We start from the raw sequence: 26,503 nt of genomic DNA on the forward strand, positions 1-26,503 counted from the left end.
GGACACCCTTAGCCAACAATCAAGGAAACAAGCCAGCCGAGCAGGGAATCTAGCCCCCACAACAGCAACGCCATAACCAAAACAACAGCCACAACAATCAGCGTGGTCTGCGTGGTTTCTTGGCGAGTCGGCCAAACGACTTTACGTATTTCGGTGCGAGCTTCCTTTACCAGTACAGCGAAAGACTTACCCTTTACAGTCTGCAGACCAATGAAGACAGCCACAGCAGCAAGAGCGAGCAATACGAGTACGCGATACAGGATCGGCGAAGCAGAATAGTACTGATTGCCAACAACGCCTACGACCACCAAAGCGACGACAGCGAGCCACTTAACCAGATCGAAACGAGAGCTTTGAGCTTCAGCCTTAGGAGTCATCTATGAAGATCCTGTGAAAAGAAAGCCAGATACACCACGTGAATCTGGCAGGTCAGGAGGGAATCGAACCCCCAACCTACGGTTTTGGAGACCGTCGCTCTGCCAATTGAGCTACTGACCTAAAACAAAATCAGGCCGACCATTATGCAGGCCTGAAAAAGACTTTACAACAACCAACCCCAAGAGACTTGAAACAACCCAGCAAAACCAGGTAAAACAGAATCAAGCCGAGACAGCTGTTAAAACAAAGGCAGATATTTTCATATCTGCCTTGTTATATGGAGCTCTTGAGCGGATTTGAACCGCTGACCTCACCCTTACCAAGGGTGTGCTCTACCAACTGAGCTACAAGAGCGAAACATCTTGCACAACCTGCAAACTTGGAGCGGGTAGCGGGAATCGAACCCGCATCATCAGCTTGGAAGGCTGAGGTTCTACCACTAAACTATACCCGCGGAGCTTGCAGCTCACGCTAAAAATGGTGGAGGGGGAAGGATTCGAACCTTCGAAGTCGTAGACGTCAGATTTACAGTCTGATCCCTTTGGCCGCTCGGGAACCCCTCCTAAGCGAGCCGGCATTTTACATTACGCCGACCTTCTGTCAAGCATTTTCTCATTAAAAATATGAGGTTAGCTGCGTGACGATCGCCTCACACCAACTTCCCTAAAGGGTCATCACTGTGGAGCGGGCGCCATTCTATGCAAACTATTCGACAGTTGCAATGCCTTCGCACGGCATTATTTTATGTTTTAACTCATTGAATTCATTAGCAAGGCTTTCAAACGGCAGATCGTCAGCCAGGCGGCGACTTTCAGGCGCCACGCGCAACCAAAAAGCAGGCACACCTGCGGCAAGCATTTGCTGGATCCTCACCTTGATATCCAGGCTGATCAGGCGCTGCTCAAGGAACTGCGCCTGCTCCTGACTGGCAAAACCGCCGATATACAAGCAACCAGCGGGCACCTCTGGAGCCCGAGACCGATCACGGCGCGTCATTGCTTCAGCTGACTCACTCAGCAACTGAATATCCTGCTGAGAGCCCTTGTATAGCGCCAGGGGCGTTACATCCTTCGCACGCAACGGAGCCTCTTGCTGGTGCCAGACGTAATAAAAGACATTGAGAACCAGCAACAACAGAAACAACCAACGCATAAAAACCTCAAGACAAAGGGCACGCCATCGCCAAGCCAACAAATACCAGGTCCGGAACGAAGCGAGCACCCGGCAAGGCGTCGGCTACCAGCTCAGCATCCCCACCCGTAAGGAAAACCGAGAAATCCTCCCCCCAGTAACTGCGGGCCAACTCCAGCTGTGAGTGAGCAAAACCGCGGAGCATAAGCGTACAACCCCGCTCAACGGCTTGCGCAGTCGTACGCCCAGGCACCAGGCTTTCCAGCGCACGCTCAGCTGCAACGTCGTCATACCGTATTTTACGGGTATGGGTTCGCAGCTGATTACGCATCAGCGGCATGCCAGGACAGATAAATCCTCCAAGATGCTCCCCATCTGCCGTAATAAAATCGGCCGTGGCGGCTGTACCAAAATCTAGTACCAGGCATGCTCCAGAGGCCAACTGGAAGCCCCCAAGCATCGCCAGCCAGCGGTCAAGCCCCAGGCGGGCATACTCGTCATAACCATTGCGCACACCCGCCATCTCACGCGATGGCGCAGCACAACTGATAGAGACACCAAAGGCCGCAACCAAAACGCCGACCAGGCGATCCGTCTCTTCCAGGGCGCGCACGCTGACCAGCCTGCAGTGTTGCAGCGAAAGACCGATCAGCGAATGAAGAGCACCCAGCAGCGCCACATCGGAATCAACAACGCCCTCAGCAAAAACGGCTGCCTGGCTTGCCTCGAGGACTCGCCACTTGATGAAGCTATTCCCACAGTCGAGCTCAAGAATCATCACGCAACCTCAGGCTTAACTCACCACCACTGTATGTTTTCTCAACACCATTTACGTCGAGACGCAGGGCACCTTGATCATCAATGCCCAGCACGATGCCGTCTACCTGGTTAACACCTGCGATCAACGACACAGCCTTACCCTGCCAGAGATGATTCTGCTCCCACTCATCCCGGATTACCGAGAAACCAGAGTCCCTATGGCGCTCCAAATAAGCCTGCAATGCCTGACTCAGATGAGCGACCAGATGATTTCGATCCACCGAACGACCTGTTTCGAGCTGTATCGATGTCCACTGCTGATCAACCTCCTCAGCGCTCTGCATGTTGGCGTTAATACCAATACCGAGCACTACATGACAGACATCAGCAGGATCACCGACCAGCTCAAGAAGGATGCCTGCAACCTTCTTCGATCCAACAAGAACGTCATTCGGCCATTTCAAACCTGAGCCATGGACACCAACGTCGCGCAAGGCTTGCATGACCGCCAAGCCCACGACAAGGCTCAGCCCCTCAAGCTGGCGCATCCCCCCATCGATACGAAGCACAAGGCTGTAGTAAAGGTTCTGCGCAAATGGACTGACCCACTTGCGCCCTCGACGCCCCCTGCCCGCAGTCTGCCGCTCCGATAGAACCAGGAATGGCGACGCCTGCCCCGCATCGATTAGACGCAACGCCTCTGCATTAGTGGAGTCGATGGTATCCGATATGAAAATCGAACCAGCGCAGATCGACGAGCTCAAGGTGATCTCGTCAGCATTCAACAGAACCAGAGGGGATGCCAATTGATAGCCCCTCCCCCTGACCTTATGAATTGTCAGATCCAGCTCAACCTCCAGATGCTGGAGCTGCTTCCACACAGCACTGCGACTGACACCCAGGGCTGCGCCTAGCGCTTCACCCGAGTGGAATCGGCCATCTTTCAGAAGTGTTAACAACGTCAGCATGCAAGTCTCGCCTCACAATGAGGCACGCATGATAGCTATGCGTAGAGCCATTGCATAGAAAGCAAGCAAGGACTTCAATTGGACAACCCACCAGCCCTGTCGCACTTTTCGACCGCCCAAAACAAAACCCCAACTGCTTTCGCAATTGGGGTTTCGGAATTTAATCTTGACGATGACCTACTCTCACATGGGGAAACCCCACACTACCATCGGCGATGCATCGTTTCACTACTGAGTTCGGGATGGGATCAGGTGGTTCCAATGCTCTATGGTCGTCAAGAAATTCGGGTACTGAGTCGTGGCCAGTTGGCCTCGCTTCAGCAAATTGGGTATGTAATAGAAGTCGGTGTTTGCAAGAATCGAACTTTCGGTTCGTTTCGTCTTCACACACCGCAATCTGGCCTTTCGACGCAAATTGCTTGGGTGTTATATGGTCAAGCCTCACGGGCAATTAGTATTGGTTAGCTCAACGCCTCACAGCGCTTACACACCCAACCTATCAACGTCGTAGTCTTCGACGGCCCTTCAGGGAACTCAAGGTTCCAGTGAGATCTCATCTTGAGGCTAGTTTCCCGCTTAGATGCTTTCAGCGGTTATCTATTCCGAACATAGCTACCCGGCAATGCCACTGGCGTGACAACCGGAACACCAGAGGTTCGTCCACTCCGGTCCTCTCGTACTAGGAGCAGCCCCTCTCAAATCTCAAACGTCCACGGCAGATAGGGACCGAACTGTCTCACGACGTTCTAAACCCAGCTCGCGTACCACTTTAAATGGCGAACAGCCATACCCTTGGGACCGGCTTCAGCCCCAGGATGTGATGAGCCGACATCGAGGTGCCAAACACCGCCGTCGATATGAACTCTTGGGCGGTATCAGCCTGTTATCCCCGGAGTACCTTTTATCCGTTGAGCGATGGCCCTTCCATACAGAACCACCGGATCACTAAGACCTACTTTCGTACCTGCTCGACGTGTCTGTCTCGCAGTCAAGCGCGCTTTTGCCTTTATACTCTACGACCGATTTCCGACCGGTCTGAGCGCACCTTCGTACTCCTCCGTTACTCTTTAGGAGGAGACCGCCCCAGTCAAACTACCCACCATACACTGTCCTCGATCCGGATAACGGACCTGAGTTAGAACCTCAAAGTTGCCAGGGTGGTATTTCAAGGTTGGCTCCACGCAGACTGGCGTCCACGCTTCAAAGCCTCCCACCTATCCTACACAAGCAAATTCAAAGTCCAGTGCAAAGCTATAGTAAAGGTTCACGGGGTCTTTCCGTCTAGCCGCGGATACACTGCATCTTCACAGCGATTTCAATTTCACTGAGTCTCGGGTGGAGACAGCGCCGCCATCGTTACGCCATTCGTGCAGGTCGGAACTTACCCGACAAGGAATTTCGCTACCTTAGGACCGTTATAGTTACGGCCGCCGTTTACCGGGGCTTCGATCAAGAGCTTCGCGTTAGCTAACCCCATCAATTAACCTTCCGGCACCGGGCAGGCGTCACACCCTATACGTCCACTTTCGTGTTTGCAGAGTGCTGTGTTTTTAATAAACAGTCGCAGCGGCCTGGTATCTTCGACCGGCATGAGCTTACGGAGCAAGTCCTTCACCCTCACCGGCGCACCTTCTCCCGAAGTTACGGTGCCATTTTGCCTAGTTCCTTCACCCGAGTTCTCTCAAGCGCCTTGGTATTCTCTACCCAACCACCTGTGTCGGTTTGGGGTACGGTTCCTGGTTACCTGAAGCTTAGAAGCTTTTCTTGGAAGCATGGCATCAACCACTTCGTCACTCAAAGAGTAACTCGTCATCAGCTCTCGGCCTTAGAATCCCGGATTTACCTAAGATTCCAGCCTACCACCTTAAACTTGGACAACCAACGCCAAGCTGGCCTAGCCTTCTCCGTCCCTCCATCGCAATAACCAGAAGTACAGGAATATTAACCTGTTTTCCATCGACTACGCTTTTCAGCCTCGCCTTAGGGACCGACTAACCCTGCGTCGATTAACGTTGCGCAGGAAACCTTGGTCTTTCGGCGTGGGTGTTTTTCACACCCATTGTCGTTACTCATGTCAGCATTCGCACTTCTGATACCTCCAGCAAGCTTCTCAACTCACCTTCACAGGCTTACAGAACGCTCCTCTACCGCATCATCCGAAGATGATACCCGTAGCTTCGGTGTATGGTTTGAGCCCCGTTACATCTTCCGCGCAGGCCGACTCGACTAGTGAGCTATTACGCTTTCTTTAAAGGGTGGCTGCTTCTAAGCCAACCTCCTAGCTGTCTAAGCCTTCCCACATCGTTTCCCACTTAACCATAACTTTGGGACCTTAGCTGACGGTCTGGGTTGTTTCCCTTTTCACGACGGACGTTAGCACCCGCCGTGTGTCTCCCATGCTCGGCACTTGTAGGTATTCGGAGTTTGCATCGGTTTGGTAAGTCGGGATGACCCCCTAGCCGAAACAGTGCTCTACCCCCTACAGTGATACATGAGGCGCTACCTAAATAGCTTTCGAGGAGAACCAGCTATCTCCGAGCTTGATTAGCCTTTCACTCCGATCCACAGGTCATCCGCTAACTTTTCAACGGTAGTCGGTTCGGTCCTCCAGTTAGTGTTACCCAACCTTCAACCTGCCCATGGATAGATCGCCCGGTTTCGGGTCTATTCCCAGCGACTAGACGCCCTATTAAGACTCGCTTTCGCTACGCCTCCCCTATTCGGTTAAGCTCGCCACTGAAAATAAGTCGCTGACCCATTATACAAAAGGTACGCAGTCACCCAACAAAGTGGGCTCCCACTGCTTGTACGCATACGGTTTCAGGATCTATTTCACTCCCCTCTCCGGGGTTCTTTTCGCCTTTCCCTCACGGTACTAGTTCACTATCGGTCAGTCAGTAGTATTTAGCCTTGGAGGATGGTCCCCCCATATTCAGACAAAGTTTCTCGTGCTCCGTCCTACTCGATTTCATGACTAAGAGATTTTCGCGTACAGGGCTATCACCCACTATGGCCGCACTTTCCAGAGCGTTCCGCTAATCTCAAAGCCACTTAAGGGCTAGTCCCCGTTCGCTCGCCACTACTAAGGGAATCTCGGTTGATTTCTTTTCCTCAGGGTACTTAGATGTTTCAGTTCCCCTGGTTCGCCTCTTACGCCTATGTATTCAGCGTAAGATAACCATCTTATGATGGCTGGGTTCCCCCATTCAGACATCTCCGGATCAAAGTCTGTTTGCCGACTCCCCGAAGCTTTTCGCAGGCTACCACGTCTTTCATCGCCTCTGACTGCCAAGGCATCCACCGTATGCGCTTCTTCACTTGACCATATAACCCCAAGCAATCTGGTTATACTGTGAAGACGACATTCGCCGAAAATTCGAATTTCTCAACTAAGAGAACTCACAAATTTTACCTTAGCCTGATCCGTTACCAGTGAAAGTAACGTTCAGTCTATCTTTCTATCACATACCCAAATTTTTAAAGAACGAACTAGTCAAAGACTAGAAATCAACATTCACCATCACAACGATGGAATGCTCATTTCTAAGCTTTATACAAACAGAAGCAGTAGTGGTGGAGCCAAACGGGATCGAACCGTTGACCTCCTGCGTGCAAGGCAGGCGCTCTCCCAGCTGAGCTATGGCCCCGTATTTCTACAGGCGTTTCCCACACAAAATTGGTGGGTCTGGGCAGATTCGAACTGCCGACCTCACCCTTATCAGGGGTGCGCTCTAACCAACTGAGCTACAGACCCAATTTCGGGCTGCTTCTTTTCGTCTTCTTCAATGAATCAAGCAATTCGTGTGGGAACTTATGGAGCAGCTGATGTCGTCGATTAAGGAGGTGATCCAGCCGCAGGTTCCCCTACGGCTACCTTGTTACGACTTCACCCCAGTCATGAATCACACCGTGGTAACCGTCCTCCCGAAGGTTAGACTAGCTACTTCTGGTGCAACCCACTCCCATGGTGTGACGGGCGGTGTGTACAAGGCCCGGGAACGTATTCACCGCGACATTCTGATTCGCGATTACTAGCGATTCCGACTTCACGCAGTCGAGTTGCAGACTGCGATCCGGACTACGATCGGTTTTGTGGGATTAGCTCCACCTCGCGGCTTGGCAACCCTCTGTACCGACCATTGTAGCACGTGTGTAGCCCAGGCCGTAAGGGCCATGATGACTTGACGTCATCCCCACCTTCCTCCGGTTTGTCACCGGCAGTCTCCTTAGAGTGCCCACCATAACGTGCTGGTAACTAAGGACAAGGGTTGCGCTCGTTACGGGACTTAACCCAACATCTCACGACACGAGCTGACGACAGCCATGCAGCACCTGTCTCAATGTTCCCGAAGGCACCAATCTATCTCTAGAAAGTTCATTGGATGTCAAGGCCTGGTAAGGTTCTTCGCGTTGCTTCGAATTAAACCACATGCTCCACCGCTTGTGCGGGCCCCCGTCAATTCATTTGAGTTTTAACCTTGCGGCCGTACTCCCCAGGCGGTCAACTTAATGCGTTAGCTGCGCCACTAAGAGCTCAAGGCTCCCAACGGCTAGTTGACATCGTTTACGGCGTGGACTACCAGGGTATCTAATCCTGTTTGCTCCCCACGCTTTCGCACCTCAGTGTCAGTATCAGTCCAGGTGGTCGCCTTCGCCACTGGTGTTCCTTCCTATATCTACGCATTTCACCGCTACACAGGAAATTCCACCACCCTCTACCATACTCTAGTCAGTCAGTTTTGAATGCAGTTCCCAGGTTGAGCCCGGGGATTTCACATCCAACTTAACTAACCACCTACGCGCGCTTTACGCCCAGTAATTCCGATTAACGCTTGCACCCTCTGTATTACCGCGGCTGCTGGCACAGAGTTAGCCGGTGCTTATTCTGTCGGTAACGTCAAAATTGCAGAGTATTAATCTACAACCCTTCCTCCCAACTTAAAGTGCTTTACAATCCGAAGACCTTCTTCACACACGCGGCATGGCTGGATCAGGCTTTCGCCCATTGTCCAATATTCCCCACTGCTGCCTCCCGTAGGAGTCTGGACCGTGTCTCAGTTCCAGTGTGACTGATCATCCTCTCAGACCAGTTACGGATCGTCGCCTTGGTGAGCCATTACCCCACCAACTAGCTAATCCGACCTAGGCTCATCTGATAGCGCAAGGCCCGAAGGTCCCCTGCTTTCTCCCGTAGGACGTATGCGGTATTAGCGTCCGTTTCCGAACGTTATCCCCCACTACCAGGCAGATTCCTAGGCATTACTCACCCGTCCGCCGCTCTCAAGAGAAGCAAGCTTCTCTCTACCGCTCGACTTGCATGTGTTAGGCCTGCCGCCAGCGTTCAATCTGAGCCATGATCAAACTCTTCAGTTCAAACATCTTTGGGTTTTTAAGAAACCCTAAACTTGGCTCAGCAATCGTTGGTTACATCTTTGATTTCTCGCGGAGTAACTTGTGATGCTGATAATCTTGTTGACTATCAGTCTGACTCCACAAGCACCCACACGAATTGCTTGATTCAGTTGTTAAAGAGCGGTTGGTTAAGATCTTTCGTCTCAACCGAGGCGCGCATTCTACAGCAGCCTCATTTGCTGTCAAGTGGTTATTTTCAGAAGCTTTCGAGGTTTTCCTCAACAACTTCAACCACTTGCGCTTCCGATCTCTCGTCAGCGGGAGGCGAATTCTACAGCGTTACACGCTGCTGTCAACACCTCTTTTTCAACTTCCTTTTGACTTCGATGAACTGAAGCAACTTGCTGTCGAATTTCGCATAACTCATTGTTTACCAAGGAGTTTTACGTTTCGACTGCGCCGGAAGTGGGGCGAATTATAGACAGATATAATTCGCCGTCAACCGTTAATTCCAGGTTTATTCGGATTTAAGCGTAATACGCGCAAATGCCTTCTTACCGGCCTGACAGACATGGGTCGCGCCCAGCTCGTATATAAAGGTGCGATCGACAACCTCACCATCTATACGCACACCGCCAGACCCCAGGAGGTCGCGCGCCACTGCCGAGTTCTTCACTAGGCCCGCCTTATTAAGGACAGCGGCAATCGGCATCGCTTCGGTGGCAGTCAACTCGATCTCCGGCAGATCATCCGGCAGCTCGCCATCCTTCATGCGATTGCCCGCAGCACGGTGAGCGCTGGCCGCAGCCTCTTCACCATGGAAGCGCGCAACAATCTCTTCCGCCAGCTTGATCTTGACGTCCCGCGGGTTCGCACCAGCCTCAACGTCGGCACGCAATGCGTTGATCTCATCCATGGAGCGGAAGCTCAACAGCTCGAAGTAACGCCACATCAGCGCATCCGGGATAGAAACCAGCTTGCCGTACATCACCCCCGGCGCCTCCTGGATGCCGACATAGTTGCCCAAGGACTTGGACATTTTCTTCACGCCATCCAACCCTTCCAGCAATGGCATGGTCAGAATGCACTGAGCTTCCTGACCATACGCGCGCTGCAGCTCGCGCCCCATCAACAGGTTGAACTTCTGGTCGGTACCACCCAACTCGACATCCGCACGCAGGGCCACCGAGTCATACCCTTGAACCAGCGGGTACAGGAACTCATGAATAGCGATAGGCTGGTTGGTGGAGTAGCGCTTATCGAAGTCATCGCGCTCAAGCATCCGCGCAACGGTGTACTGGGATGTCAGGCGAATGAAGTCCGCCGGCCCCATCTGATCCATCCACGTGGAGTTGAACGCCACCTCGGTCTTGGCCGGATCGAGAATCTTGAAGACCTGGGTCTTGTAGGTCTCGGCATTGTCCAAAACCTGCTCGCGGGTCAGCGGCGGGCGTGTGGCACTCTTACCGCTCGGGTCACCGATCATCCCGGTGAAATCACCTATAAGGAAGATCACCTGATGCCCCAGCTCCTGGAACTGGCGCAGCTTATTAATAAGCACGGTGTGACCCAAGTGCAGATCCGGCGCTGTCGGATCAAAGCCAGCCTTAATACGCAGGGGTTGGCCACGCTTGAGCTTTTCGATCAGCTCGGCCTCGACCAACAGTTCTTCCGCACCACGTTTGATCAGCGCTAGCTGCTCTTCAACCGACTTCATAACAGACCCGCAAGGCTCAGATTCAAAGGGAACCAACCATACAAGATCAGGGACTAATTACAAGTTTTGCCCTGCAAACGAGCACCATTCGGCGAGCCCGGCATTCGCAAGCTTGCACCACAGATGATTTGGTTATATTTTATACAGTTATTTCATCTTCATCATGTCATTCATCTTTTCCATTTCATCTTTTCAAAGTCAAAATTACCTATGACCACTGAACCGTCTAAAGCGCCGCCGCTTTACCCGAAGACCCACCTGCTCGCAGCAAGTGGTATCGCCGCCCTTCTCAGCCTGGCACTCCTGGTATTCCCTTCCAGTGACGTAGAAGCCAAACGAACGACTCTGAGCCTTGACTTGGAGAGCCCGATTGAACAACTGACACAAGATCAAGACGCTTCTGACGCGCAACAAGCCACAACCGCGAGCGTCGAGTCGCCATTTGCACAGATTGAAGACAGCGCGGGTGACACCAAGACAACCGCCCAGGCCGCACCTGTACCCCAGGTAGCAAAGGGCCCCGAGCATCGCGAAGTGATCGTGGCCAAAGGCGACACGCTGTCGACGCTGTTCGAAAAAGTCGGCCTTCCAGCCGCGACCGTTAACGATGTGCTGGCCAGCGATAAGCAAGCCAAGCAATTCACCCAGCTCAAGCGCGGCCAGAAACTTGAGTTCGAGCTGAGCCCAGAAGGTCAACTGACCACCCTGCACACCAATCTCAGCGATCTTGAAAGCATCACCTTGACCAAGGGCGCCAAGGGATTTGCCTTCAATCGCGTGACCACCAAGCCGGTGATGCGCTCTGCCTACATCCATGGCGTGATCAACAGCTCGCTGTCCCAGTCGGCGGCACGCGCAGGCCTGTCCCATAGCATGACCATGGACATGGCCAGCGTGTTTGGCTACGACATCGACTTCGCTCAGGATATTCGCCAGGGTGACGAATTCGACGTGATCTACGAGCAAAAGGTGGCCAACGGCAAGGTCGTCGGCACCGGCAATATCCTGTCGGCGCGCTTTACCAATCGCGGCAAGACCTACACCGCCGTGCGCTACACCAACAAACAAGGCAACAGCAGCTACTACACCGCCGATGGCAATAGCATGCGCAAGGCCTTCATCCGCACTCCTGTTGACTTCGCCCGTATTAGCTCGCGTTTTTCCATGGGCCGCAAGCATCCAATTCTGAACAAAATCCGCGCCCACAAAGGTGTCGACTATGCCGCACCGCGCGGCACGCCGATCAAGGCTGCCGGCGATGGCAAGGTGCTGCTGGCCGGGCGCCGCGGCGGCTACGGCAACACCGTGATCATCCAGCACGGCAACAGCTACCGTACGCTTTACGGCCACATGCAAGGCTTTGCCAAAGGCGTGAAAACCGGCGGCAACGTCAAGCAAGGCCAGGTGATCGGCTATATCGGCACCACCGGCCTGTCCACCGGGCCGCACTTGCACTATGAGTTCCAGGTCAACGGCGTGCACGTCGACCCACTGGGCCAGAAGCTGCCGATGGCCGACCCGATCGCCAAGGCCGAGCGCGCGCGCTTCCTTCAGCAAAGCCAACCGCTGATGGCACGTATGGACCAGGAACGCGCCACCATGCTGGCTTCGGCGAAGCGTTAAGCGATGGCGCTCTATATAGGTGTCATGTCCGGGACCAGCCTCGATGGCCTGGACATTGCGCTGATCGAGCAGGACACGGCGGTCAAACTGATCGCCACCCATTACATTCCCATGCCTGAAACGCTGCGGGCGGAGCTGCTGGGTCTTTGCGCCAGCGGCCCGGACGAGATTGCCCGCTCGGCGATTGCCCAGCAAAACTGGGTAACACTCGCCGCCCATGGCATTCAAGCCTTGCTGGAGCAACAGCAGCTCACTCATCACGACATCCGCGCCATTGGCAGCCACGGGCAAACCATTCGCCACGAGCCCGCCCGCGGTTTTACCGTACAGATCGGCAACCCCGCACTACTGACCGAGCTGACCGGAATCACCGTGGTCAGTGACTTTCGTAGCCGCGATGTGGCCGCCGGCGGCCAGGGTGCGCCGCTGGTGCCAGCCTTTCACGAAGCGTTGTTTGGCGAGGCTGCCGGCAACCGCGCAGTACTGAACGTCGGCGGCTTCAGCAATCTGAGCCTGATCGAGACCGGTAAACCGGTAGCTGGCTTTGATTGCGGCCCGGGCAATGTCCTGCTGGATGCCTGGATTCACCAGCAAAGGGGCGATAGCTTTGACCGTGACGGCCAATGGGCGTCCACAGGAAAGATCGAACCACAACTGCTGGCCGCGCTGCTCAGCGACCCTTTCTTCCTGACAAAGGGCCCGAAAAGCACGGGGCGCGAAGTCTTCAACCTGCCATGGCTGGAACACCACCTCGGTCGACTGCCATCATTCAATGCGCAGGATGTCCAGGCCACGCTGCTGGAGCTGACAGCGCAGACCATCGTCGAATCGCTGAAAACCGCACAGCCGCAAACCGAAACCCTGCTGGTATGTGGTGGTGGCGCCCATAACACGACGCTGATGAACCGTATCGCAGCCTTGCTGCCGGCCACTCGCGTCAGCAGCACCGCCACCCACGGCGTCGATCCCGACTGGGTTGAGGCCATGGCCTTCGCCTGGCTGGCCCATTGCTGCCTTGAAGGCATCGCCGCCAACCGTCCAAGCGTTACCGGCGCCCGCGGCCTTCGCGTACTTGGCGCGATCTACCCCGCCTGACACACAGATAGCAAAACGCCGCTTGGCCCCATAAGAGCCAAACGGCGTTTTGCCTATCCGCTATCGATCAGATCGAGAACGACGAACCGCAACCACAAGTCGTGGTGGCATTCGGGTTTTTGATCACAAAGCGCGAGCCTTCCAAACCTTCCTGGTAATCAACCTCGGCACCTGCCAAGTACTGGAAGCTCATCGGATCCACGACCAGGCTTACGCCCTCGCGCTCGACGATGGTGTCGTCATCGGCCACATCTTCATCGAAGGTAAAGCCGTACTGAAACCCTGAACAACCGCCGCCCGTAACGAATACGCGCAGCTTCAAGCGATCATTACCCTCTTCATCGACCAGGCTCTTCACCTTGTGCGCAGCACCGTGGGTGAATTGCAAAGCCGTGGGGGTGAAGGATTCAACGCTCATGCTGATAATCTCCCGGCGTAGCGCCGCCATATGCGTGATGGCGGCCATTATCCGCTTCTCCTAGAAAAGCGGTCAACTATTGTTACGGTATATCAATCTGCGTAGCCGCCCTTAAAAACGCAAAAGGCCCGATCAACGGGCCTTTTGCACAGCAGCCGACGCTTTAAGGCAGCATGCCGGCATGGGACAAACCGAGCTTCTCATCGAGGCCGAACAAGATGTTCATGTTCTGCACAGCCTGGCCCGACGCGCCTTTGACCAGGTTATCAATGACCGACAGCACCACGACCAGGTCGCCGTCCTGCGGACGATGCACGGCGATCCGGCATACGTTGGCGCCGCGCACGCTACGGGTTTCCGGGTGGCTGCCAGCTGGCATCACATCGACGAACGGTTCATTGGCATAGCGTTTTTCAAACAGTGCCTGCAGGTCCACCGAGCGATCCTTGACGGTTGCATACAGCGTCGAGTGAATCCCACGGATCATCGGGGTCAGGTGCGGCACGAACGTCAGACCGACGTCACTGCCGGCAGCCCGACGCAGGCCTTGGCGAATTTCCGGCAAGTGGCGATGCCCTTTTACGGCATACGCTTTCATGCTTTCCGAGGTCTCGGCGTACAAGGAGCCTACGGCCGCACCACGACCAGCGCCGCTGACGCCCGACTTGCAGTCGGCAATCAGGCGCGAAGCATCCGCCAGACCGGCTTCTAGCAGCGGCAGAAAGCCCAACTGGGTCGCCGTAGGATAGCAACCTGGCACGGCAATCAGGCGTGCCTTGCTGATCTGCTCGCGATTGACCTCAGGCAAACCATACACCGCCTCCTCAAGCAGCTCTGGAGCACCGTGGGGCTGGCCGTACCACTTGGCCCACTCATCGGCATCCTGCAGGCGGAAGTCCGCCGAGAGGTCGATGACCTTGGTACCGGCCGCCAGCAACTCACCCGCCAAGGCATGGGCAACCCCATGTGGTGTGGCGAAGAACACGACGTCGCAGGCACCCAGGGTCTTGATGTCCGGAACGCTGAACGCCAGGCCATCGTAATGGCCGCGCAGGTTCGGATACATATCGGCAACGGCCAGGCCAGCCTCGGATCGGGAGGTGATGACCACCACCTCAGCTTGCGGATGCTGAGCCAACAGACGCAGCAATTCGACACCGGTGTAACCCGTGCCGCCGACGATACCGACCTTGACCATAAACCTGCCCTCAACGAACCCACTGGAAAGCCGTCGATAATAGGGGTCGTATCGTTCTGCGACAACCGTCAACGTGACGTGCGCGCACTCTAACCTCTACTATCTCCAGTCACCGTGAACCTGGGAATAACTAAAAATGCTTTATCTATGGCTCAAAGCCTTTCATATCGTCAGCATTGTCTGCTGGTTTGCCGGGCTGTTTTACCTGCCGCGCCTGTTCGTCTACCACGCACAAAGCCAGGATGCCGTCAGTCAGGAGCGTTTCAGCCTGATGGAGCGCAAGCTGTACAAGGGCATCATGCTGCCAGCGATGATCGCCACCCTGGTATTCGGCATCTGGTTGATCAGCCTTAACCCAAGCGTATTCAGCCAGGGTGGATGGATGCACGCCAAGCTGACCCTGGTAGTAATCCTGATCGGTTACCACCAGATGTGTGGCGCCCAGGTAAAACGTTTCGCCCGTGGCGAAAACACCCGCAGCCATGTCTTTTATCGCTGGTTCAATGAGGTGCCGGTTCTGATATTGCTGGCTATTGTAATTTTGGTCGTCGTAAAGCCGTTCTAACTCTAATCAGCCGCACCTAAACCGGGGTACTTCCAATGTCGCTGCCCGCTTTGCTTGAACAACGTCTGCGCCTGCCCGTGGTGGCTGCGCCGATGTTCCTGATTTCCAATCCGCAATTGGTCCTGGCGTGCTGTCGCAATGGCGTGGTCGGGAGCTTCCCGGCACTCAACCAGCGCGAGAGCTGCGGGTTCAAGGCCTGGCTGGAGGAAATCGAAGCGGGCCTGGCGCTACTGGACAATCCCGCGCCTTACGCGGTCAACCTGATCGTGCACAACAGCAACCCGCGCCTTGAGGCTGACCTGGCGATCTGCGTCGAGCACAAGGTGCCGATCGTTATCACCAGCCTGGGTGCGGTCAAGGAGTTGGTAGACGCCGTACACAGTTACGGCGGCCTGGTGTTCCACGACGTCACCACCCGACGCCATGCCGAGAAAGCCGCCGAGGCCGGGGTCGACGGGCTGATCGCCGTAGCCGCAGGGGCTGGTGGTCACGCGGGCACCTGGAGTCCATTCTCGCTGATCGCCGAAATCCGCCAGTTTTTCGACAAGACCCTGCTACTGGCCGGCTGCTTGAACCATGGGCACGAGATTCTCGCCGCGCAATTGCTCGGTGCTGACCTCGCGTATTTCGGTACCCGCTTTATCGGCACCACTGAAAGCCACGCCCCCGATGCCTATAAAGAGATGCTGCTCACATCCCGCGCAGCCGATATCGTGCACACTCCAGCGGTATCCGGCGTGCCTGCCAGTTTTATGCGGCAAAGCCTGGAAAACGCCGGTTTCGACCTCGCCGCCCTGCAAGGCAAAGGTGAAGTCAACTTCGGCTCCAAGCTCAAGCCTCTCAGCGACGAGGCAAAGGCTTGGAAGACTGTATGGTCCGCCGGCCAGGGCGTCGGTGAAATTGACGACTTACCCAGCGTCGATGAACTGGTTGCCCGTCTCGATGCCGAATACCGCAAGGCGCGTGAGCAAGCGGCACAATTGCGCTGGCCACGCTGACACCCCCCCAGGCCTGCCGATTGAAGCAGGCCTGCATTACCTACCCCTGGAAAGTGACAAGGATGCCCGCATGAGCGACAACCGTTTCAAGATTGTGTTTGATGGAGCCCTGCTCCCGGGTGTCGAAAGCACCACCGCCAAGCTGAACCTGGCCGAACTGTTTAAAAGCGACGTTGAAGCGATCGAAAAGCTTTTCACCGGTCGTCCGGTCGCCCTGAAGCGCGACCTGTCTCACCCCGATGCCGAAACCTACCTGACGGCCCTGAAAAACACCGGGATTGATGCACGTATCGAAGCCGAACAACCCGTGGCCTTCAGCCTGGCTGAAACTCACGAGACTGACTCCGCCCGCTCTGACGTCTCAAGCGCGGCTGCTTCGCCATACGCACCGCCGCGCGCAGCTGTGGGGGATAACCTTCCCGAGTTTTCCACCCTCAAGGTGTTTACCGTCAACGGCCGTATCGGGCGCCTGCGCTTCCTGGCCTGGACCCTGGTGCTGAGCCTGGCGATGTTCGCCATCGTGGGCGCCCTGTTCACCGTGGGCCTGGGTATTGCCGCAGCCTCCCCCACCGCCGCAATCATCATTGGCTCGCTGCTTGGCTTCGTCGTACTCGTGGCGTCTGTGTGGATCAGTGTCCAGATCACCGTACAGCGCCTGCATGACCTGGGCTGGTCCGGCTGGTTATGGTTCCTGAACCTCGTACCGATCGTAGGCAGCATTTTCCCGATCCTGCTGATCGTGCTGCCAGGCAATGCGGGCGCCAACCAATATGGTGCGCCACCGCCACGCAACTCGACGGCGGTGAAGGTCCTGGCCACCCTGTGGCTAGCGCTGCTCCCATTGATCTTCGCCGCTATGGTGATGCTGGCCATGGGCGGTTACCTGGACCAGCTCGAAAGCAGCGTGGACAGCGGCTATGAAAGCAGCTCCATGACCACCGATGAAGACGCGGACCAGAGCGTCATAGCCGGTGAAGAAGACGCGCAAAGTGCTGACGATGCGGCCGAACCTGTAGACTCTCCGGAAGAATGAAGAAACGCCCCGCGCCTGTGACGCATCTGTCGCAGGCGCGGTGGCGTTGCGATGGAGAAACGCATGACCCGTTACGCTCTGATCACCGGTGCCTCCAGCGGCATCGGCCTGGCCTTGGCCGAAGCACTGGCCCGTCGCGGCCGCAGCTTGATTCTGGTGGCCCGCCAGCGTGATCAGTTGGAAAGTATTGCCATAGAACTGACCCAACGCTTTGGCGTCGAGGTGCTGTTCCGTGCCTGCGACCTGGGCGAACCGTTGCGCCTGTCCGGGTTCCTGCTGGAGCTGGAAGAAGGCGAGCGGCAGATAGACTTGCTGGTCAACTGCGCCGGCATCGGCACCAGCGGGCCATTCCTGGCCCAGGATTGGATGACCGAGCAGGACCTGATCGAAGTCAACGTCCTGGCCCTGACTCGTCTGTGCCACGCACTGGGTAACTCCATGGCCCTGCAGGGTGGCGGGCAGATTCTCAACGTCGCGTCGGTCGCAGCCTTCCAGCCGGGACCATGGATGAGCACCTATTACGCCAGCAAAGCCTATGTGCTGCACTTCTCCGAAGGCCTGCGCGAAGAGCTGAAGAGCTGCGGCATCAAGGTTTCAGTACTTTGCCCCGGCCCGACACGCACCGCGTTCTTCGGTACCGCACAGATGGACACCGCCAAGCTGGACCGCTTGGCGTTGATGAGCCCGGAAGAGGTGGCGCTGCACACCGTTCGCGCCCTGGCAAAGAACAAAGCGATCATTATTCCCGGGCGCCGTAATCGCTGGCTGGCGTTCAGCCCGCGCTTGAGCCCACGCTGGTTGACCCGCAAGATTGCCGGCGCCATCAACAAGGCCTATTGCCCGCGTTGAACTGCTGAGTACACTCACCCTGCACTTTCATAATGGAGAAACAGCTGTGGATACTCTGTTCACCAAGATCATCAACAGAGAAATACCCGCGAGGATTATCTACGAGGATGACCAGGTCCTGGCCTTCCACGATATTGCGCCAATGGCCCCCGTGCATTTCCTGGTGATTCCGAAAAAGCCGATCCGCACCCTCAACGACCTGACGGAAGAAGATAAAGGCCTGGCTGGACACATCCTGTACACCGCCCAGCGCCTGGCCGTGGAACAAGGCTGTGAAAAAGGCTTTCGCGTGGTCATGAACTGCAATGAGGATGGCGGCCAGACCGTCTATCACATTCATATGCATGTATTGGGTCAACGCCAGATGAACTGGCCACCGGGCTGAAACCCTATTGTAGGAGCCGGCTCGCCGGCGATGTCGCCCTCCAGAGCACCGTAACCCTCAGGAGCCTCATCGCCAGCAAGCCGCACCCCCTACAAGAAGCATGACCCAGCGCAAACGCACGCCCCTGTCTTGCGGTAAACTGGGCGCCGAGATTTTTCCCGGAGGTCAGCATGACTACCCAACGTCACTACTCGCCGATTGACCGACTGCTGCTGCAAGCCGATACGGCCATGCGCACGCTGCTACCCTTCAGCGGCCAGCCGTATCGCCCATCACCCGCCATCGTGCAACCCGAAGCGCAAATGAGCGAGACGGACACCCGTCATGTCGCCGGCCTGATGCGTATCAACCATACCGGTGAAGTCTGCGCCCAGGCGCTGTACCAGGGCCAAGCCCTGACCGCCAAGCTGCCGCAAGTACGCGCAGCCATGGAGCATGCGGCCGAGGAAGAGATCGACCACTTGGCCTGGTGTGAACAGCGCATCCGCCAGTTGGGCAGCCACCCCAGCGTGCTGAACCCACTGTTTTACGGTTTGTCGTTTGGTATCGGGGCCGCTGCGGGGTTGATCAGCGACAAGGTCAGCCTGGGTTTTGTCGCGGCGACCGAACATCAGGTGTGCAAGCACCTGGATGAACATCTGGAACAACTGCCGGCCGAGGACGAAAAATCCCGGGCGATTCTTGAGCAGATGCGTATCGACGAAGAGCACCACGCCGAAAGCGCGTTGGATGCCGGCGGATTCCGCTTCCCGGCGCCAGTAAGGTTTGGCATGAGCCTGATGGCCAAGGTCATGACCAAAAGCACTTACCGCATTTAAACCTCGCACGAACATTGTAGGAGCGAGCTTGCTCGCGAAAAACTCAAGAGCACCGCGGGCGGCCTTACTAAACCCGCTGTCGCTGGCGTTCTTCGCGAGCAAGCTCGCTCCTACAAAAGGTCAACCCAGCTCAATGATCTCGTAATCATGAGTAATGGCCACTCCGGCCGCGCCAAGCATGATCGAGGCCGAGCAGTACTTCTGCGCCGACAGCTCGATAGCCCGCTTGACCTGCGCCTCCTTCAGCGCGCGCCCCTTGACCACAAAATGCATATGGATCTTGGTAAACACCTTTGGATCTTCAGTGGCGCGCTCGGCCTCCAGAAAGGCTTCGCAGCTTTCCACCGCTTGGCGCGACTTCTTCAGGATGCTGACCACATCGAAATTACTGCAGCCGCCCACGCCTAGCAGGAGCATTTCCATGGGCCGTACCCCCAGATTGCGACCACCGGCCTCCGGCGGGCCATCCATGACCACCACATGGCCACTGCCCGACTCACCGAGGAACATGGCTTCGCCCGCCCATTGGATGCGTGCCTTCATCGCCCAGACTCCACTGCTAAAAAAGGGGCGCCAGCTTATCACAGGCCCCCGCGAGCGCAGTCTTCTACCGCAATGCGCTCAACAGTAGGCCTTGATAGATAAATTCCCTGATCGAGTCAGAATGCGTCTGTTAAGCTGGCGCCAAATCAATGGCGCATTGCCATCCATTGGATGGACCTCGCTCGATAAAAAATACAAGTCCAACCACACCGTGCAGTCTTTTCGGGATACAACCATGGTTGCTATTACCCCCATACCCAAGATCAAGAACCTCGACAAGCTACTGACTCATTGTCAGCGGCGACGCTATCCGGCGAAACAGAACATCATCTGCGCCGGGGAACGCTCGGAAACCCTCTTCTTCATTATCAAAGGTTCGGTCACGATCCTGATCGAGGATGAAGACGGCCGTGAAATGATCATCGCCTACCTCAACACCGGTGATTTTTTCGGCGAACTGGGGCTGTTTGAGCAAGCCGGCAAAGAACAGGAACGTAGCGCCTGGGTGAGAGCCAAGATCGAGTGTGAGGTCGCGGAAATCAGCTACGCAAAATTTCGCGAGCTGGCCCAACAGGATCCGGAAATTCTCTACGCCCTGAGCGGCCAGATTGCCCAGCGCTTACGCAACACCACACGCAAAGTCGGCGACCTGGCATTCTTCGATGTCACAGGGCGCGTCGCCCGCTGCCTGCTGGAGTTGTGTAAGCAGCCAGATGCCATGACTCATCCTGACGGTATGCAGATCAAGGTTACGCGCCAAGAGATCGGGCGCATCGTCGGTTGCTCGCGGGAGATGGTCGGTCGGGTGCTCAAGGATCTGGAAGAGCGCAACCTGGTTCACGTCAAAGGCAAGACGATGGTGGTGTTCGGCACCCGCTAGGGAGCAAAGACCTGCGCCAGCATCTGCCGGTATAAAGCGTCGAGGCGGCTGATCGCATCCGGGGCAGCAAAGGCTTCATGCAGGGCGATATGGCTGTCGGCACGAACCCGTTGCTCCAGGCCACACGCCTGGTTGAAGCGATTGACCGCAGCAATCAGTTCTTCGCGATGGTTATCCAGCAACAGTGCGCCATGCACCAGGCCCACCGGGCGCCCACCACTCTGGCGCCAACGCTGGGCAGTACCGACCATCTTGCGTCCGTCGAGGTTGACGTTATAGCGGCCATCGCAAAAGGCACCGTCGATTTCGCCTACAGAAGCATCGCCCCCCAACTCAGTCAGCAAATCGCAGATAGGTTGGCACAGACGCAAGTACCCGGTTTCAATCCGGCCCTGGTCGCCTTCACTGCGCGGCGGTGCGTAGACCAGAGCGATATTGACCGTCGCGCTCGATTGCGGCACCGGTTCACCGCCGGTTTCCCGTAGCAATACCGGCCAACCATGGGCGGCCGACACTTGGCTCGCCGCTTCAAACGCAGGCAAGCGGCTCAGGCGGCGAGGCATCACCAATGCCTGGTCGCTGGGTTGCCAGAACAGCAGCCCGAATGACTGCTCACCCGCACAGACGGCGGCCAGCAAGTCCTGCTCGGCGGCAAGGCCTGCTTCAACGGTCATCGCTACGGGCTGGATCATCGGGCATTTACCTCTCTGAATAAACACAAAAGCAAATGTGGGAGCTGGCTTGTGTGGGAGCTGGCCAGCTCCCACAGTGACCGCGTTTCAAATCAATCCAGCGTCGAACCGCTGACCGGCACACCACGCTCCGGGAAAAACAGGCGCTGCAACTCAGCCCCAGGATTTTCCGCACGCATAAAGGTTTCGCCGACCAGGAACGAGTAGACGTCGCTGATTTCCATCAGCTCCACATCCGCACGATTGACGATCCCACTCTCGGTAATGACCAGCCGGTCGCGGGGAATGCGCGGCAGCAAGTCCAAGGTGGTTTCGAGGTTGACTTCAAAGGTATGCAGATTGCGGTTGTTGACCCCAACCAGCCGTGTATCGAGGGTTTTCAGTGCGCGCTCCAGCTCGTCACCGTCGTGGACTTCGACCAGTACATCCAGGCCCACGCCTTTGGCAACAGCCGCCAGCTCGGCCATCTGCACGTCGTCCAGCGCCGAAACGATCAGCAGCACGCAATCGGCGCCCAATGCCCGGGCTTCGACGATCTGGTACGGGTCGATCATGAAGTCCTTGCGGATCACCGGTAACTTGCACGCGGCGCGGGCTTGTTGCAGGTAAGCGTCGGAACCTTGGAAATAGTCGATGTCAGTCAGCACGGAAAGGCAGGTCGCCCCGCCCTTCTCGTAACTGGCAGCAATTTCTGCTGGCACGAAGTGCTCGCGGATCACACCCTTGCTCGGCGAAGCCTTTTTGATCTCTGCGATCACCGCCGGCTGCTTGAGCTTGGCCTGGGTAATCAGGGCATTGGCGAAGCCGCGCGGCGCATCGGCGCTTCTCGCCAGGCCTTCCAGCTCGGCCAGGCTCACGCGGGCGCGGCGCTCGGCGACTTCTTCAACTTTGCGGGCGAGGATGTTTTCCAGGACTGTTGGCACACTCATCCTTCATTCTCCATTTTGAATACGGCCGTGAATGCTCCCAGCTCTTCGAGTTTTTCGCGAGCCAGACCCGTGTGCAGCGCATCGTGGGCTAAGGCGACACCTTCTTTAAGACTATAGGCGTGATCGGCTGCGTAAAGTGCCGCGCCAGCATTCAGAACAATCATCTCAGCCGCTTTCTGGCCGTTTTCGGTCTTGCGGCGCCCCAAGGCATCGCGAATCAATTCCAGGGAGGCCGCCGGGCTTTCTACCGCCAGGCCATGCAGGCTCTGGCTCTTCATACCGAGGTCTTCTGGCTCGACCCAGTACTCAGTGACCTGGTCGTTCTTGAGCTCCGCCACAAAGGTCGGGGCCGCCAGGCTGAATTCGTCCAGGCCATCCTTGGAATGCACCACCAGCACATGCTTGCTGCCCAGGCGTTGCAGGACTTCGGCCAAAGGCCGGCACAGCGCCTGGCTGAACACGCCCACCACCTGATGTTTCACACCGGCCGGATTCGTAAGCGGGCCAAGCATGTTGAACAGGGTACGCAGGCCCAGGTCCTTGCGCGGGCCAGCGGCGTGCTTCATCGCCCCATGGTGGGACTGGGCAAACATAAAGCCGATGCCAACGTTATCGATGCAGCGCGCCACCTGCACCGGCGTCAGGTTCAGGTAGATACCCGCCGCTTCCAGCAGGTCGGCACTGCCGCTCTTGCCCGATACCGCGCGGTTGCCATGCTTGGCCACGGTGCAGCCAGCGGCCGCCACCACAAAGGAAGACGCCGTCGATACGTTGAAGATATTCGCACCATCGCCGCCGGTGCCGACCACATCGACCACGCCGTCGAGGGTCTTGAGTTCGACCTTGTCCGCCAGTTCGCGCATCACCGAGACGGCGCCGACGATTTCGTCGATGCTCTCGCTTTTCATGCGCATGGCCATCATAAAGGCGCCAATCTGCGCATCGGTGCATTGACCGGTCATGATTTCGCGCATGACATCGCTCATTTCAGCGGTGCTCAGGTCCAGATGGCCGACGATACGGCTCAGGGCAGTCTTGATATCCATGGAAAGTCCTTAGCGCGTGCCGCCGCTCTGCTTGAGAAAGTTGGCGAACAGCTCGTAGCCCTGCTCGGTCAGAATCGATTCGGGGTGAAATTGCACCCCTTCGACATTCAGTGTCTTGTGCCGCAGGCCCATGATCTCATCGACCGAGCCGTCTTCCAGTTGGGTCCAGGCCGTCAGTTCCAGGCACTCGGGCAGGGTTTCGCGCTTGACCACCAGTGAGTGGTAGCGGGTCACCGTCACCGGTAGGTTCAGGCCCTGGAACACGCCCAGGTCACGATGAAACACCGGGCTGGTCTTGCCGTGCATTACCTGGCGGGCACGCACTACATCGCCACCAAACGCCTGGCCGATGGATTGGTGGCCCAGACAAACCCCGAGAATCGGCAGCTTGCCGGCGAAATACTTGATCGCTTCAAGGGAAATTCCCGCCTCGGTCGGCGTACACGGCCCGGGCGAAACGACGATGCGCTCCGGGTTCAAGGCCGCAATCTGCGCCACGGTCATTTCATCGTTGCGCACCACCTTGACCTCGGCACCCAGCTCGCCCAGGTATTGCACAACGTTGTAGGTAAAGGAGTCGTAGTTATCAATCATCAGCAACATGTGGGTTCAAACCTCTTGAATTCACTGATTTCGAATGACCGCCTTCCAAGAGAGTGACCCGCTGCCAGACGCACTTTCCGGTTGCCAGGGTGAGCCGGCAAGGGGCGTCGAACAAAGGGTGAAGAAGGCAAATCGGTACAGGTCCGGCGGGGCCGGCAGAGAAAATTCAGGCGCGCCAACGCCAACGGGCGTGTGCCTTGACTACTCGCATCAAGAGTTTGCTGATGATCAACACGGGGAGGGTCTCATTCATACGTTCCCGCACAGTAACGTAGCCTCGCCGGCCGTGCAATATGGAGCAGCAAATACGGGGGCGATGACCAAGGGTTTGTAGGAAAAAACGTTTTTCCTCACAGGCAACTCCCACTACATTGCTAGTGTTCCACTTCCGATACAAAAACAATCACATGGAATTTCGTATGCTCAGACCATATTTTGTTGCGCCCCTTGCCGGCTGCCTCTTGGCACTGGCCTGCGCGCAGGCGTTTGCAGCACCTTCACCTTATTCAACCATGGTCGTTTTCGGCGATAGCCTGGCGGACGCCGGCCAGTTCCCCGACGGGTTGTCTGGCGCCAGCCTGCGCTTCACCAACCGTACCGGTCCGACATTCCAAGGCGACTATGGCCTGGTGTCATCAACCCTGCTGGGCTCGAAACTGGGCGTAGCGCCAAACGACCTGAATGCCTCCACCTCCCCGGTTCGCGCGGCGCAAGGCTTGCCTGACGGCAACAACTGGGCGGTCGGTGGTTACCGGACCGACAACATCCTGGATTCCATCACCTCGGTATCCAACACCGCGATCCCACCCGGCAATGCGGGCGCGGGCACGGTGTTGCGCAGTCGCCAGGGCTACCTGCCGGCAAACGACGGGCGCGCCGACCCCAATGCCCTGTACTTTCTGTCCGGTGGCGGCAATGACTTCCTGCAACAGCGCATCGGCAGCCCTGGCGACGCCGTTGCGGCAGGCGGGCGCCTGGCCGACAGCGCCCAGGTCCTGCAACAAGCCGGTGCGCGCTACATCATGGTGTGGATGCTACCCGACCTGGGCCTGACACCTGCCATCAACGGCACACCACAGCAGGCAGCGACCTCCGCCCTGAGTAATATTTTCAACCAGGCATTGGTACAACGCCTGTCGCAGATTGATGCCCAGATCATCCCGTTGAATATTCCACTGTTGTTGCAAGAATCCTTCGCCGACCCGGGCCGATTTGGCCTGGCGACCGGGCAGAACCTTACCGGCACCTGCTTCAGTGGCAACAGTTGCACCGCCAACCCGGTCTACGGCATTGGCGGCACCAACCCGGATCCGACCAAACTGATCTACAACGACTCGGTCCACCCCACCGTCGCCGGGCAGCGCCTGATCGCCGACTACGCCTATTCCCTGCTGGCCGCCCCCTGGGAGCTGACCTTGCTGCCGGAAATGGCCCAGGGCACCCTGCGTGCCCACCAGGATGAGCTGCGCAACCAATGGCAAGCGGACAATGGCAACTGGCAGGCCGTTGGCCAATGGCGCGCAATTGTGGCCGGCGGTGGCCAGCGCCTGGACTTTGATGATCAACGCAGTTCGGCCAGTGGCGACGGCAGTGGCTACAACCTGAATGTCGGCACCAGCTATCGGCTCGACGAGAGTTGGCGCGTCGGCGTCGCGGCTGGCTTGTATCGCCAGACCCTGGAAGCCGGCGCCAACGACTCGGACTACAAGCTCAACAGCTACATGGGCAGCGCATTCGCGCAGTATCAGCACAATCACTGGTGGGCCGATGCCGCGCTGACCGGTGGCCGCCTGGACTTCGACAGCCTCAAGCGCAAATTCGCCCTGGGCGTCAGCGAAGGCTCCGAAAAAGGCGACACCGACGGCTGGCTCTGGGCCTTGAGCGGCCGCGTGGGTTATGACATTGCCGGGGTCGGCAGCGACTGGCACCTGTCACCGTTCATCAGCGCCGACTATGCGCGGGTCGAAGTCGATGGCTACGGGGAAAAAGGCAACCGCTCCACGGCGCTGACCTTTGATGACCAGCAGCGCGACTCCAAACGCCTGGGGGTTGGCCTGCAAGGCAGCTACCGAGTCACCCCACAAACCCAGGTGTTTGGCGAAGTGGCTCACGAGCATGAGTTCGAGAATGACACCCAGAAGGTGAACATTTCGCTCAACAGCGTGCAGGGGATCGACTTCAAGCTGGACGGCTACACGCCCCGCAGCAACTCGGAGCGCCTGAGCCTCGGGGTCAGCCACAAGTTGACCCAGGAGCTGGCGTTGCGGGCCGCCTATAACGTAAGGAAGGATGACAGCCTGACCCAGCAGGGAGTCAGTGTCGGGGTAAGCCTGGATTTCTAATACGGCCTTAAAAACAACATAAAACCCATGTGGGAGCGGCGGTGCGACGATTCGACTTGCCCGCGATAGCGGTGGTTCAGTCACTACATCGGTGACTGACAGACCGCCATCGCGGGCAAGTCGAATCGTCGCACCGCCGCTCCCACATAAGCCCGCCCCACAGTTAGATCTGGACCGGCCG

At 57.0% G+C, this 26,503-nt stretch carries 22 protein-coding genes, 6 tRNA genes and 3 rRNA genes; 10 read left to right on the forward strand and 21 right to left on the reverse strand.

Annotated elements, in window-relative coordinates; translation table 11 throughout:
* Window positions 1–8 precede the first annotated feature (8 nt).
* The 14 genes from secE to tyrS all read right to left on the reverse strand — a co-directional run bounded on the left by secE (window position 9) and on the right by tyrS (window position 10,305).
* Complete coding sequence (gene secE, locus C5F71_RS09370) at window positions 9–377, reverse strand: preprotein translocase subunit SecE (RefSeq protein ID WP_029299242.1); 369 nt, start codon at window positions 375–377, stop codon at window positions 9–11.
* A 45-nt stretch (window positions 378–422) separates the two neighbouring features.
* Window positions 423–498: transfer RNA gene (locus C5F71_RS09375), tRNA-Trp, on the reverse strand.
* 158 nt (window positions 499–656) lie between these two features.
* A tRNA-Thr gene (locus C5F71_RS09380) sits at window positions 657–732 on the reverse strand.
* A 26-nt stretch (window positions 733–758) separates the two neighbouring features.
* Window positions 759–832 (reverse strand) — tRNA-Gly (locus C5F71_RS09385).
* 24 nt (window positions 833–856) lie between these two features.
* Window positions 857–941: transfer RNA gene (locus C5F71_RS09390), tRNA-Tyr, on the reverse strand.
* A 142-nt stretch (window positions 942–1,083) separates the two neighbouring features.
* The gene (locus C5F71_RS09395; protein WP_029299240.1) at window positions 1,084–1,530 is read right to left on the reverse strand and encodes a hypothetical protein; all 447 of its coding nucleotides are present in this window, start codon (window positions 1,528–1,530) and stop codon (window positions 1,084–1,086) included.
* Window positions 1,531–1,537: 7 nt separating this feature from the next.
* The gene (locus C5F71_RS09400) at window positions 1,538–2,287 is read right to left on the reverse strand and encodes a pantothenate kinase (RefSeq protein ID WP_029299238.1); all 750 of its coding nucleotides are present in this window, start codon (window positions 2,285–2,287) and stop codon (window positions 1,538–1,540) included.
* Entirely contained in the window at window positions 2,277–3,236 is a 960-nt protein-coding gene (birA, locus tag C5F71_RS09405; protein WP_092230795.1) for a bifunctional biotin--[acetyl-CoA-carboxylase] ligase/biotin operon repressor BirA, read from the reverse strand. Before birA ends, C5F71_RS09400 begins: the two co-directional genes overlap by 11 nt.
* Window positions 3,237–3,400: 164 nt before the next feature.
* Window positions 3,401–3,516: ribosomal RNA gene (rrf, locus tag C5F71_RS09410) — 5S ribosomal RNA — on the reverse strand.
* Between the two features lie 150 nt (window positions 3,517–3,666).
* A 23S ribosomal RNA gene (locus C5F71_RS09415) occupies window positions 3,667–6,560 on the reverse strand.
* 247 nt (window positions 6,561–6,807) lie between these two features.
* Window positions 6,808–6,883 (reverse strand) — tRNA-Ala (locus C5F71_RS09420).
* Window positions 6,884–6,913: 30 nt separating this feature from the next.
* Window positions 6,914–6,990, reverse strand: a tRNA-Ile gene (locus C5F71_RS09425).
* 82 nt (window positions 6,991–7,072) lie between these two features.
* Window positions 7,073–8,609: ribosomal RNA gene (locus C5F71_RS09430) — 16S ribosomal RNA — on the reverse strand.
* The 16S, 23S and 5S rRNA genes sit together here with 2 tRNA genes alongside, the layout of an rRNA operon.
* Window positions 8,610–9,105: 496 nt before the next feature.
* Window positions 9,106–10,305, reverse strand: a complete 1,200-nt coding sequence (gene tyrS, locus C5F71_RS09440) for a tyrosine--tRNA ligase (RefSeq protein ID WP_029296731.1) — start codon at window positions 10,303–10,305, stop codon at window positions 9,106–9,108.
* Window positions 10,306–10,515: 210 nt separating this feature from the next.
* On the opposite strand from tyrS, the gene C5F71_RS09450 reads away from it, so the two are divergent.
* Both C5F71_RS09450 and C5F71_RS09455 read left to right on the forward strand, forming a co-directional pair.
* Entirely contained in the window at window positions 10,516–11,928 is a 1,413-nt protein-coding gene (locus C5F71_RS09450; RefSeq protein WP_092239435.1) for a peptidoglycan DD-metalloendopeptidase family protein, read from the forward strand.
* A 3-nt stretch (window positions 11,929–11,931) separates the two neighbouring features.
* Window positions 11,932–13,023 (forward strand): anhydro-N-acetylmuramic acid kinase, encoded by a 1,092-nt coding sequence (locus C5F71_RS09455; RefSeq protein WP_092239437.1) that lies wholly within the window; start codon window positions 11,932–11,934, stop codon window positions 13,021–13,023.
* A 67-nt stretch (window positions 13,024–13,090) separates the two neighbouring features.
* Here C5F71_RS09455 and erpA read toward each other — a convergent pair whose 3' ends face one another.
* Both erpA and argC read right to left on the reverse strand, forming a co-directional pair.
* Window positions 13,091–13,441 (reverse strand): iron-sulfur cluster insertion protein ErpA, encoded by a 351-nt coding sequence (gene erpA / locus C5F71_RS09460; RefSeq protein WP_003176443.1) that lies wholly within the window; start codon window positions 13,439–13,441, stop codon window positions 13,091–13,093.
* 163 nt (window positions 13,442–13,604) lie between these two features.
* Complete coding sequence (argC, locus tag C5F71_RS09465) at window positions 13,605–14,639, reverse strand: N-acetyl-gamma-glutamyl-phosphate reductase (RefSeq protein ID WP_104911012.1); 1,035 nt, start codon at window positions 14,637–14,639, stop codon at window positions 13,605–13,607.
* 136 nt (window positions 14,640–14,775) lie between these two features.
* Between argC and hemJ the strand changes: the two genes are divergently transcribed.
* From hemJ to coq7, 6 genes are all read left to right on the forward strand, one after another.
* A complete protein-coding gene (gene hemJ, locus C5F71_RS09470; RefSeq protein WP_104911013.1) occupies window positions 14,776–15,204 on the forward strand; it encodes a protoporphyrinogen oxidase HemJ in 429 nt (142 codons plus the stop codon).
* 35 nt (window positions 15,205–15,239) lie between these two features.
* Window positions 15,240–16,202, forward strand: a complete 963-nt coding sequence (locus C5F71_RS09475; RefSeq protein WP_104911014.1) for a nitronate monooxygenase family protein — start codon at window positions 15,240–15,242, stop codon at window positions 16,200–16,202.
* 70 nt (window positions 16,203–16,272) lie between these two features.
* The gene (locus tag C5F71_RS09480; RefSeq protein ID WP_104911015.1) at window positions 16,273–17,235 is read left to right on the forward strand and encodes a DUF805 domain-containing protein; all 963 of its coding nucleotides are present in this window, start codon (window positions 16,273–16,275) and stop codon (window positions 17,233–17,235) included.
* Window positions 17,236–17,298: 63 nt separating this feature from the next.
* Entirely contained in the window at window positions 17,299–18,084 is a 786-nt protein-coding gene (locus tag C5F71_RS09485; RefSeq protein ID WP_029296749.1) for an SDR family oxidoreductase, read from the forward strand.
* A 46-nt stretch (window positions 18,085–18,130) separates the two neighbouring features.
* Window positions 18,131–18,469 (forward strand): histidine triad nucleotide-binding protein, encoded by a 339-nt coding sequence (locus tag C5F71_RS09490; RefSeq protein WP_029296751.1) that lies wholly within the window; start codon window positions 18,131–18,133, stop codon window positions 18,467–18,469.
* A 170-nt stretch (window positions 18,470–18,639) separates the two neighbouring features.
* Window positions 18,640–19,287, forward strand: coding sequence for a 2-polyprenyl-3-methyl-6-methoxy-1,4-benzoquinone monooxygenase (gene coq7 / locus C5F71_RS09495; RefSeq protein ID WP_029296753.1), 648 nt, complete (start codon window positions 18,640–18,642; stop codon window positions 19,285–19,287).
* A 120-nt stretch (window positions 19,288–19,407) separates the two neighbouring features.
* On the opposite strand, the gene C5F71_RS09500 is transcribed toward coq7, so the two are convergent.
* Window positions 19,408–19,830 carry an OsmC family protein gene (locus tag C5F71_RS09500; RefSeq protein ID WP_029296755.1) on the reverse strand — a complete coding sequence of 141 codons (423 nt, stop codon included), beginning with the start codon at window positions 19,828–19,830 and terminating at the stop codon, window positions 19,408–19,410.
* A gap of 235 nt (window positions 19,831–20,065) precedes the next feature.
* Here C5F71_RS09500 and crp point away from each other — a divergent pair, with 235 nt between their 5' ends.
* The gene (gene crp, locus C5F71_RS09505) at window positions 20,066–20,710 is read left to right on the forward strand and encodes a cAMP-activated global transcriptional regulator CRP (RefSeq protein WP_029296757.1); all 645 of its coding nucleotides are present in this window, start codon (window positions 20,066–20,068) and stop codon (window positions 20,708–20,710) included.
* Here the strand turns inward: crp and C5F71_RS09510 are convergent.
* From C5F71_RS09510 to C5F71_RS09525, 4 genes are all read right to left on the reverse strand, one after another.
* Window positions 20,707–21,402 carry a lipoate--protein ligase family protein gene (locus tag C5F71_RS09510; RefSeq protein ID WP_029296759.1) on the reverse strand — a complete coding sequence of 232 codons (696 nt, stop codon included), beginning with the start codon at window positions 21,400–21,402 and terminating at the stop codon, window positions 20,707–20,709. The two genes, crp and C5F71_RS09510, sit on opposite strands and share 4 nt — an antisense overlap.
* 92 nt (window positions 21,403–21,494) lie before the next feature.
* Entirely contained in the window at window positions 21,495–22,331 is an 837-nt protein-coding gene (trpC, locus tag C5F71_RS09515) for an indole-3-glycerol phosphate synthase TrpC (RefSeq protein WP_029296761.1), read from the reverse strand.
* Window positions 22,328–23,377 (reverse strand): anthranilate phosphoribosyltransferase, encoded by a 1,050-nt coding sequence (gene trpD, locus C5F71_RS09520; RefSeq protein ID WP_029296763.1) that lies wholly within the window; start codon window positions 23,375–23,377, stop codon window positions 22,328–22,330. The genes trpC and trpD overlap by 4 nt, the downstream gene beginning before the upstream one ends.
* A gap of 9 nt (window positions 23,378–23,386) precedes the next feature.
* Window positions 23,387–23,980: an aminodeoxychorismate/anthranilate synthase component II gene (locus C5F71_RS09525; protein WP_029296765.1), complete on the reverse strand. Its 594-nt coding sequence runs from the start codon at window positions 23,978–23,980 to the stop codon at window positions 23,387–23,389.
* Between the two features lie 419 nt (window positions 23,981–24,399).
* On the opposite strand from C5F71_RS09525, the gene estP reads away from it, so the two are divergent.
* Complete coding sequence (gene estP, locus C5F71_RS09530; protein ID WP_104911016.1) at window positions 24,400–26,322, forward strand: esterase EstP; 1,923 nt, start codon at window positions 24,400–24,402, stop codon at window positions 26,320–26,322.
* Window positions 26,323–26,503 lie beyond the last annotated feature (181 nt).

Origin of the sequence: Pseudomonas sp. LG1D9, assembly GCF_002949995.1 — a bacterium.
GTDB classification, from domain to species: domain Bacteria; phylum Pseudomonadota; class Gammaproteobacteria; order Pseudomonadales; family Pseudomonadaceae; genus Aquipseudomonas; species Aquipseudomonas proteolytica.

Bases quoted from the DNA above. Each gene is read 5' to 3' on its own strand.
- secE (WP_029299242.1), bottom strand. From the start codon at position 377: ATGACTCCTAAGGCTGAAGCTCAAAGCTCTCGTTTCGATCTGGTTAAG.
- C5F71_RS09395 (WP_029299240.1), bottom strand. From the start codon at position 1,530: ATGCGTTGGTTGTTTCTGTTGTTGCTGGTTCTCAATGTCTTTTATTAC.
- C5F71_RS09400 (WP_029299238.1), bottom strand. From the start codon at position 2,287: ATGATTCTTGAGCTCGACTGTGGGAATAGCTTCATCAAGTGGCGAGTC.
- birA (WP_092230795.1), bottom strand. From the start codon at position 3,236: ATGCTGACGTTGTTAACACTTCTGAAAGATGGCCGATTCCACTCGGGT.
- tyrS (WP_029296731.1), bottom strand. From the start codon at position 10,305: ATGAAGTCGGTTGAAGAGCAGCTAGCGCTGATCAAACGTGGTGCGGAA.
- C5F71_RS09450 (WP_092239435.1), top strand. From the start codon at position 10,516: ATGACCACTGAACCGTCTAAAGCGCCGCCGCTTTACCCGAAGACCCAC.
- C5F71_RS09455 (WP_092239437.1), top strand. From the start codon at position 11,932: ATGGCGCTCTATATAGGTGTCATGTCCGGGACCAGCCTCGATGGCCTG.
- erpA (WP_003176443.1), bottom strand. From the start codon at position 13,441: ATGAGCGTTGAATCCTTCACCCCCACGGCTTTGCAATTCACCCACGGT.
- argC (WP_104911012.1), bottom strand. From the start codon at position 14,639: ATGGTCAAGGTCGGTATCGTCGGCGGCACGGGTTACACCGGTGTCGAA.
- hemJ (WP_104911013.1), top strand. From the start codon at position 14,776: ATGCTTTATCTATGGCTCAAAGCCTTTCATATCGTCAGCATTGTCTGC.
- C5F71_RS09475 (WP_104911014.1), top strand. From the start codon at position 15,240: ATGTCGCTGCCCGCTTTGCTTGAACAACGTCTGCGCCTGCCCGTGGTG.
- C5F71_RS09480 (WP_104911015.1), top strand. From the start codon at position 16,273: ATGAGCGACAACCGTTTCAAGATTGTGTTTGATGGAGCCCTGCTCCCG.
- C5F71_RS09485 (WP_029296749.1), top strand. From the start codon at position 17,299: ATGACCCGTTACGCTCTGATCACCGGTGCCTCCAGCGGCATCGGCCTG.
- coq7 (WP_029296753.1), top strand. From the start codon at position 18,640: ATGACTACCCAACGTCACTACTCGCCGATTGACCGACTGCTGCTGCAA.
- C5F71_RS09500 (WP_029296755.1), bottom strand. From the start codon at position 19,830: ATGAAGGCACGCATCCAATGGGCGGGCGAAGCCATGTTCCTCGGTGAG.
- crp (WP_029296757.1), top strand. From the start codon at position 20,066: ATGGTTGCTATTACCCCCATACCCAAGATCAAGAACCTCGACAAGCTA.
- C5F71_RS09510 (WP_029296759.1), bottom strand. From the start codon at position 21,402: ATGATCCAGCCCGTAGCGATGACCGTTGAAGCAGGCCTTGCCGCCGAG.
- trpC (WP_029296761.1), bottom strand. From the start codon at position 22,331: ATGAGTGTGCCAACAGTCCTGGAAAACATCCTCGCCCGCAAAGTTGAA.
- trpD (WP_029296763.1), bottom strand. From the start codon at position 23,377: ATGGATATCAAGACTGCCCTGAGCCGTATCGTCGGCCATCTGGACCTG.
- C5F71_RS09525 (WP_029296765.1), bottom strand. From the start codon at position 23,980: ATGTTGCTGATGATTGATAACTACGACTCCTTTACCTACAACGTTGTG.
- estP (WP_104911016.1), top strand. From the start codon at position 24,400: ATGCTCAGACCATATTTTGTTGCGCCCCTTGCCGGCTGCCTCTTGGCA.